This is a genomic window from Bartonella sp. AC535YNZD (assembly GCF_042196625.1).
Taxonomy (GTDB): Bacteria; Pseudomonadota; Alphaproteobacteria; order Rhizobiales; family Rhizobiaceae; genus Bartonella.
The window spans coordinates 1-7,489 of record NZ_JBHIQP010000028.1 but is presented as its reverse complement, the minus strand read 5'-3'; the positions used below and the strand labels follow the sequence as shown (position 1 = coordinate 7,489).

2 protein-coding genes and 2 pseudogenes are annotated in these 7,489 nt (G+C 35.7%); all 4 read left to right on the top strand.

The window, feature by feature from the left end:
• Window positions 1-331 (top strand): annotated as a pseudogene (locus ACFIM8_RS08720) (DUF3792 domain-containing protein); the annotation flags it as partial.
• Window positions 332-1,230: 899 nt separating this feature from the next.
• Window positions 1,231-1,557, top strand: a pseudogene (locus ACFIM8_RS08715) (hypothetical protein).
• A 607-nt stretch (window positions 1,558-2,164) separates the two neighbouring features.
• The gene (locus ACFIM8_RS08710; RefSeq protein WP_375607520.1) at window positions 2,165-3,529 is read left to right on the top strand and encodes an MFS transporter; all 1,365 of its coding nucleotides are present in this window, start codon (window positions 2,165-2,167) and stop codon (window positions 3,527-3,529) included.
• 1,386 nt (window positions 3,530-4,915) lie between these two features.
• Window positions 4,916-5,848, top strand: coding sequence for an abortive infection family protein (locus tag ACFIM8_RS08705; protein ID WP_375614795.1), 933 nt, complete (start codon window positions 4,916-4,918; stop codon window positions 5,846-5,848).
• The last annotated feature ends 1,641 nt before the right edge of the window (window positions 5,849-7,489 follow it).

Genomic DNA, 7,489 nt, shown 5'->3' with positions numbered 1-7,489 from the left:
ATTTAATCGAAGCGATATCATCAATGCGCTTATGAAGGATGGCATGACCCGTGCGGAGGCACAAACAGCAGCCAACCGTGCCGTTCAACTCTATCAAAGCGCAGAGGAAAAAACTGAAAAAGCCATCAAAGCCCTTGAAGAACGGGCTGAAACACTCTCAGACAATCTTGAGGATACGATCAAGGGAGCAAAAAACACTGCGACTAAAGCCACAAAAACAGCCTCCAATATGGGATGGTGGGGCTTTTTAGGAAGCTTGATAGGTGCCGTAATTTCCAGTGTTTTTGGCTATTATGGTTATAGAAGCCGTAAAGACACTTTCATGCTTTAAAACGTCTACCTTTAAAGCAAATATATAAAAAGCTGCACTATGCGTGCAGCTTTTTTGCAAAATTTTCTTGATTTTTCATGCTTTTCAACACAACAAGAATTTTCGAAATCTACGTGAATCTTTTATAATCGTGAGAGACAAGATTCAAAATAAAAGATTTTTTTCAATAATTCTATTTTTTTATGTTTTTCCTTTAAAAAACTTCTTAAATGAAGTGTTGACTCCATCGATTATATATATGCCGTTACAGCATAACAAATATGCGGCTATTGCTCTATTTTTTCCATTCAAGCCAAACAAATTTCGCAGAAAAATATTCCTCTACGATCAACAACTTTTCTCAATATGGAAACCATTTTACATCTCATGTAAGAGGGAGCATTATGCGGTTAACATTTCATCCACACACAATATGAGAGAATAAGTTGAATTCTCTGATACAAAGGGAATACTAACCTACCCAATTATCTATTCTCAACAAAGCAACACTCTCACCACTTCAATACCAGTATTTTAGTTTGAGGATATGAATACATATTTACATTCTAGATTAAATGTATCAAATAAATAATGAACATAAAATCTATCAATAAACAATGGTTTAACTTTACATGCTTCAAACAAAGGACAAAATTCTATAATCATGCGTTATTAATTCTTTTGTAAATATTTTTATCAGATATCAAAAATCGTACCATTACTTTCAATACAAGAAACCGACATAAAAAATTTCATATTGAATTACCAAAATAGTCTTTTACAAATTGCGATATTATAGCAAAAACTTCATTGGCTAATTATATGAAAAAATAAAATAGAAAATGCATTTTAATAAATATAAAAGCAAATTGTTTTATAAAAGAATATGTAAAAAACCATAAATCACCTTATGATCATGTATTTATGATTCAAATATTGAGTTCAGTTTTGCACAATCGTTTGAAAAAAACGATGAGATTAAAGTTTATGCACAACTGCCTAAATGGTTTAAAATTGATACACCTCTTGGATCATATACTCCCAATTAGGCTGTATTATTCAAGCAAGATGGGCAAGAAAAACTGTATTTTGTTGTGGAAAGCAAAGGAAGTATTTTCGAAGACATCTTGCGCGATCTGGAAAAAGCAAAAATCCATTGCGGTCGCGAACATTTCAAAGCTTTAGAAGAAAATACCCAATATATTGTTTCTGATAATTATGAAACTTTTATCAATCAAGCAATTTAAAAAGATACCATAACAACTTGAAAAAATGTTTGGGTTATGGAAACAACCCTCCCTTGTTGTTTATAAAATGCAACTTTTTCCTACTCTATAATTTTCAAACTCTTCCTTATAACCGATTTTAATTTTTATTAAACAATCAAGAGATTGTCGAACATTTTTCAGAAAGGGCAGCATATTTAATAAAAGAAAATTATAAACTATTGAAAATACATTTGACACCCAAATAATCATTTAATCATAAAAAATGATATATAAACAAACATTGGATTTTTAAGTCAATAATTTGATTTATAAAGATTTTAACATTTTCCATGTTAAATAATAAATGCAAATGGAGCAGGCATGCACGTCTAGGTTCTGCTTTTGCTCTCATACAGATTGAATTGACAGCGAATAGACTCCTCGATAAACTCATTGACATCAGCTTAACTGATGGCTTAATTCTAGAGAAAAAGGCGGGTTATACACAAGGGGACCATCAGCACTTCCAATCACATTCATTCCAATATCAAAATTGCAGATATCACAAATGCGTGTTCATTCTTAGAGCTCTGTAATTTATGACGCAGGCCCCATATCTAAAATAATATCTGTAGGGAGCATGATCATGCAAAAGGTAGATTCCTATACCAAATCAGAAAAATATGTCATATATACCGTCATTATTTCCAGCATACTTCCTCTGCTAGACGGGAGCATTGTCAATGTCATCCTTCCGGACCTTGCGCGTTATTTTTCCGTGGAAGGAAATAATATACAATGGGTTGTCACGTCCTATTTTCTAGCCACCGTTCCAGGGCTGCTAATGGCCGCTTTTGTGCAAGGAAGAATAGGTATAAAAAGAACTTGGCTCCTTGCAAGCTTCATTTTTATGCTTGGCTCACTGGGGGTAGGATTAAGCTATAATTTTCCAACCATTATATCTGCCCGTATTATTCAAGGGTTCGGGACAGGCCTTTTGCTGCCCCTTAGCCAAACCATTATTGCGTTACAATTTGGGCAGACACGAGTGCGCCAAGCCATGGGCACCATAGCCGTACCAACGGTTTTTGCTCCTGCCTTTGGACCGCTTGTAGGAGCTTCATTTGCTCAGTATGTGTCTTGGCGTTTGTTATTTTTTATTAATATTCCGCTTATTTTATTGGCACTCACCCTTGGAGCAAAACATTTAAAGAGCAACGAAACAACAAAAACAAAATTTAACTTATTTGCATTTTTAGCATTTTCTATATCGCTTCTCTCGTTTTTTTACCTCACAGAAGCCAGAAATATAAATAACCACAACGCCCTCTTTATCCTAGCACTTATAGCAGTGATATCTCTCATATTATTCATTGTTTCTAATCAGAAAGCAAAAAACAAATTAATCGTCTTTAGCGGATTTAAAAATGCGCGCTATACATTGCTCATGATCATGGGGCTTGTTGCTTCATTTCTTTTTTATAGTTTCCTCGTTTATTTCCCACTAGCCATTGCCATGGAACAAGCCCATGAAAATAGCCTTCTCATCATCGGTGCAGTCCTAGCTCTGCAAGGAGTGGGTGCATGGATTGGAAGGAAATTTATTTACCAAAAGTGGAAAGAAAAATCTCCCTTTTTCATGATAGGAATTGGTTTGGTGATATCAAGCTTTGGGTTATTATGCTTCGGCTATAATATAAGCATGGATGGACTTGGATTCTTGCTAAGAGGCGTAGGGCTTGGCATCGCCACCATTGTATGTTTGTCTGCTCCCATCCAATATGTCAACAGTTTATACGTCAAAGATACAGCCGTTATCACACGCATATTACAGCAAATAGGTGGAGCCTTAGGGGGTGTATTTGCTGGCTTTCTGCTACATTCGTTAACAGAGCAACGCCTTTCCTTAAGTCAAACATATCTCATATTCTTCCTCTTCTCTATCGCTGCATTTTTACTGTTTTGCCTAGCCCTCTTCTTATCGCCTCAAGAGAAAAATTCCGATTTATGATATGCTTTTGTATGAACGCCCTATCAATAACATTTGCAACGGTGTATAAAATTATACAGCCTTTACCACTGTTAAGGAATACCAATGCGCTAGAACCTTTGCCCCAGCCTTCATCATTCTATAAAAGAGCGTTAAACCGACAAGCTCCTTAAACTCTGAAATCGGACACCTCTAGTAGCATACATGTTGTTTGTAATTTTATGATTTTTTTGATGCTATGAGACACCTCTAAAAACCTATTGAAATATGCGATTTTCTGAATAGTATCTTTGGAGGTGTCCACAGAGGACAACATGATTTTCAATCCAAGATCCCATCACTAACAAACGCCCCTACAACACCAGTATAGAATACGCCGCCCAGCCCCCAAAGCTGATCATTTTTCACGACGCATCGCGGTGTGGAAAATCGCACCGCACTTTCAAACCAAGTTATTTCATTCACCCTATATCACACTTCTTTGATCACTATGGTTTGGTAATTGCAATGGGATTAAGTGAATAAAGCAACAAAAACAGCTGGTAAAACAGCATCTTCTCTCTATTTTGTTGTTAACTGTTATAACAAATCTCCCCCGCTTTAAGAACAAAGGCTTTCCTCTTTTAGGGAGAAGTTTTTAAAACATTGAAAATCGTAATACACAATGACATACGGGAAACCATCTTTAAAAAAATTGTTTTTTTGATTTTTACAGTGTGCTTTTAGATTTCCCTACCTTTAAATTTTTCTTGTAAGTTTTACGGCAAAAGAAGCTTTTCAGAGCTTTTTTACGCCTAATTTCATTGCTTAAAGCTCCCTTACAGAGACGATAACTGTTTATATTTCTTCTTTAGCAAGTATGCAAGATTAACAGCGGATATCATAAAATAGCATTTTTAGTGAAAGCAATAAACTTGACGAGATAAACGAGATTGCTAAACTTCTCTCTTGTCCCACTTGAGCTCTTTACTGGTTATGCGAATAAAGCGCCCCATCTGCTCTTTTTGACAAGCAAAGAACACACGCAACATTTTTTTCTAACATACTATTGTTGAAATTCTTGTCACAAAACCTTCCGTTCAGGGATTATGCGCATTGCCTGCTTCCTTCTCTCCAATAAACAATCTGCCAATAAAGAATGCTATTGCAGTTACGATAATACAAAATTATACTTCTGTTCTCATTCTATATTTTTCGAATTATCACACATTATCCACCCCCCTTCACTGCTTCACTGCTATAACAATGAAAGGAGAAAAAAATTAAAACACAATATGGCATTTCCCTTTCACAAATCTTATATAAGCCACAAAATTGTTGCGCGACTTTCTATGCAAGGTCAAGCCAATAAAATCATACTCTAAAAACCACTCCACACACCACTTTTTGATATTATAAAGCCATAAAATGCAATTATCATCCCCGCAAAAAATATCTCAGAAAAACAAAATCCCTCCTGCTACAATTAGGATACTCTCTCAAATATTACCAAAGTACTATTGGTCGAGGAATTTGGATGCCTTATTCTTTTATACACCACCTGCTCCTCATGAGGATCTAACTGATGATAAAGAAGTCAAGGTTAAGAAACGACTAGATACAATCAATGTAAAATGCGATGAACCGCTTGAAATCCTTGGTCCCCTGCTTGGTGATTTTTTGGACAGCGAGTTTCATAAGTTAGTCGAATTTGAAGACATACCAGAAGATCAAATGCTACAACAGCTTAAAACAGATCAACATGAAATTTTAGAAACGTTAAAGAAAGATGGATTGGAATATCAGCGTGGAGGATATATTATCAAGAAGAGGCTGACCTCCACACAAGAATTGCAAAAAGCTGGTCTCCTCTCTACAGAAGAGCTACAAAAACGTATTACAGAGAAAGAACTTTCAGCAGTAGAAATCGAAATAAATAGGGCATTAGAAAATATAGAAAAAGATCCAAGGGAGGCAGTTCTATTTGCAGCAAATCTATTGGAAGCCTCTTGCAAAGCTTATCTCGACCACCATTCTATCCCATATGCAGAAAACGCCCGTAATAATCTGCCCGCTTTATGGGAAGAAGTCGTTAAGAAAGCTAAGATCCATCCCGAAGATATGAAGAAAGAAAACTTAAAAAATCAAGATCTAGATGAAAATGACTTAAAAATGATCGCATCCGGTCTGTATCAAGTTGTGCATGGTACTATGAGTTTAAGAAACAAGAAAGGTGCAGCGCACGGCCGCTCAAAAAAGGATTTCGAACTAATCAATCTCAAACCTCGCCATGCGCGTTTAACTTTTAATGCCGCCCATTCTCTCTCAATTTATATCTTAGAGCTCATGGATCAGCCATAATTAAAAAACTTTAGAAAAAACATATCACAACTACCAGCATTTTCTCATGCCATTTTTAATGCCTAAAAAGCATTAAAGGGGGGCTGTTGCTACCCTACAAAACCAAATATTTCTATAGCATGACAACATGAGTAGTCACAGCACCCTATGGTTCTCCTCTTCCCCACTTTTCTAGGCTCCGCTTCTAAAGTCAGTGGGCAATTTCTGTAAATGCAAAAGGCACCCTTAAAGACAGCGAATGAGGATAGTGCGAAAGTATTGCCTTGATTATTTTTTTAAGAACAAACTAGCTGGTGTACTATTTTTGGAAAGCTCTCGTGAAGAAATATTATGATAGAGAAGCTAGTCGTTATGATAAAAATACAGTTCTGACTCTGTAAAGAGAGAAAATCTGAGTTTAGATTTAATCCCTGAAAAGCCTTTATGCGCGTAAATTAGATACCTATACGTTCTTCTCCTACCCTACATAATTTTATAATAAGATAGCTCGTATAAAAAATAGCACTATTCTTACTACTATAGCCAAGATTAATGGTGACATTAATGATCTTTATGATCACATTCAAGTCAATTCAAGTTCTAAAAATGATGAATTAATTGTCTCTGTTTTTTATCCTGAAGATGCACCATTACTTGAGCACGCCACAGGTGATGTTGTTCATATTGCATATGATCAATCATGCGATTGTGGCTATCATGGCCATACCTTACACCTGAAAGGAAGAACAGCAATTTTTTATAATATTATGGGAACTTCAATTTCTGTACACGATTTTACAAATGTCTTAAATCTTCAAGGTTGCACTCTTTTGGCTACAGATATTCAACTCATTATAGTCAATCAATTTGAGAACGATGTTGGCGTTTTATTGTTTATTGATTCACGTTACGATATTGAAAGAAATGTCCTTTTCTCATCGCTCTCATCCTCTTATCTGATAAAAGACATTATCAATCAATACAATTTTTCCATGTTTGCTTTATGCAGAAATCTCAATTTATTCGCTCCTCAAGCTCAGAAAAAATAAAATCCTTTTTTCAAACGTCTGAATATCCTATAGAGCTTGATGGTGATTTAGTATAAATTAAATAAGATAAGATTATAAACTTCATCGATAAGTTCTTCATTATCACTGGAACCTTAATCACTGGAACCTTATACGTTTTTTTCCTTGCTCTTAGAGCAATAAGCTCTTTCCATAAAAGATTTTGCATAAGCTAACACACGACCTTTAAAGTAATTTTCACAAAAGTGTATTTAAGGTAGGGTAAGACATCATCCGATTTGTACCTCGTTGTACTGAGGCTAGAGATACTAGCTTTGGAACGGTGTGGAATAAGAAGCACATGAGATACAAGAACGCCCTTATTTTTTCTAGTAGACATATAATTTTGTGCTCTGAAGATTATCCAATCTTCTCTTTAAGACTTAAGAGCCCCCTCCCCTCGGTATAGCCTTCTCTATAGCTTATAAAACCCAATATTCCTATAACGGGATAAAATTTAGTGATCACGTACTCTATGGCCTTCCCCTTGCCACTGCCAGTTTCCGTTCAAACATCAAGACCAATGGCTGCAAAAGCAAAAAGCTGCCCCTTTTTTTCTCACGGCATACTTTCTCCCTCATTACGCTGGTTTCTA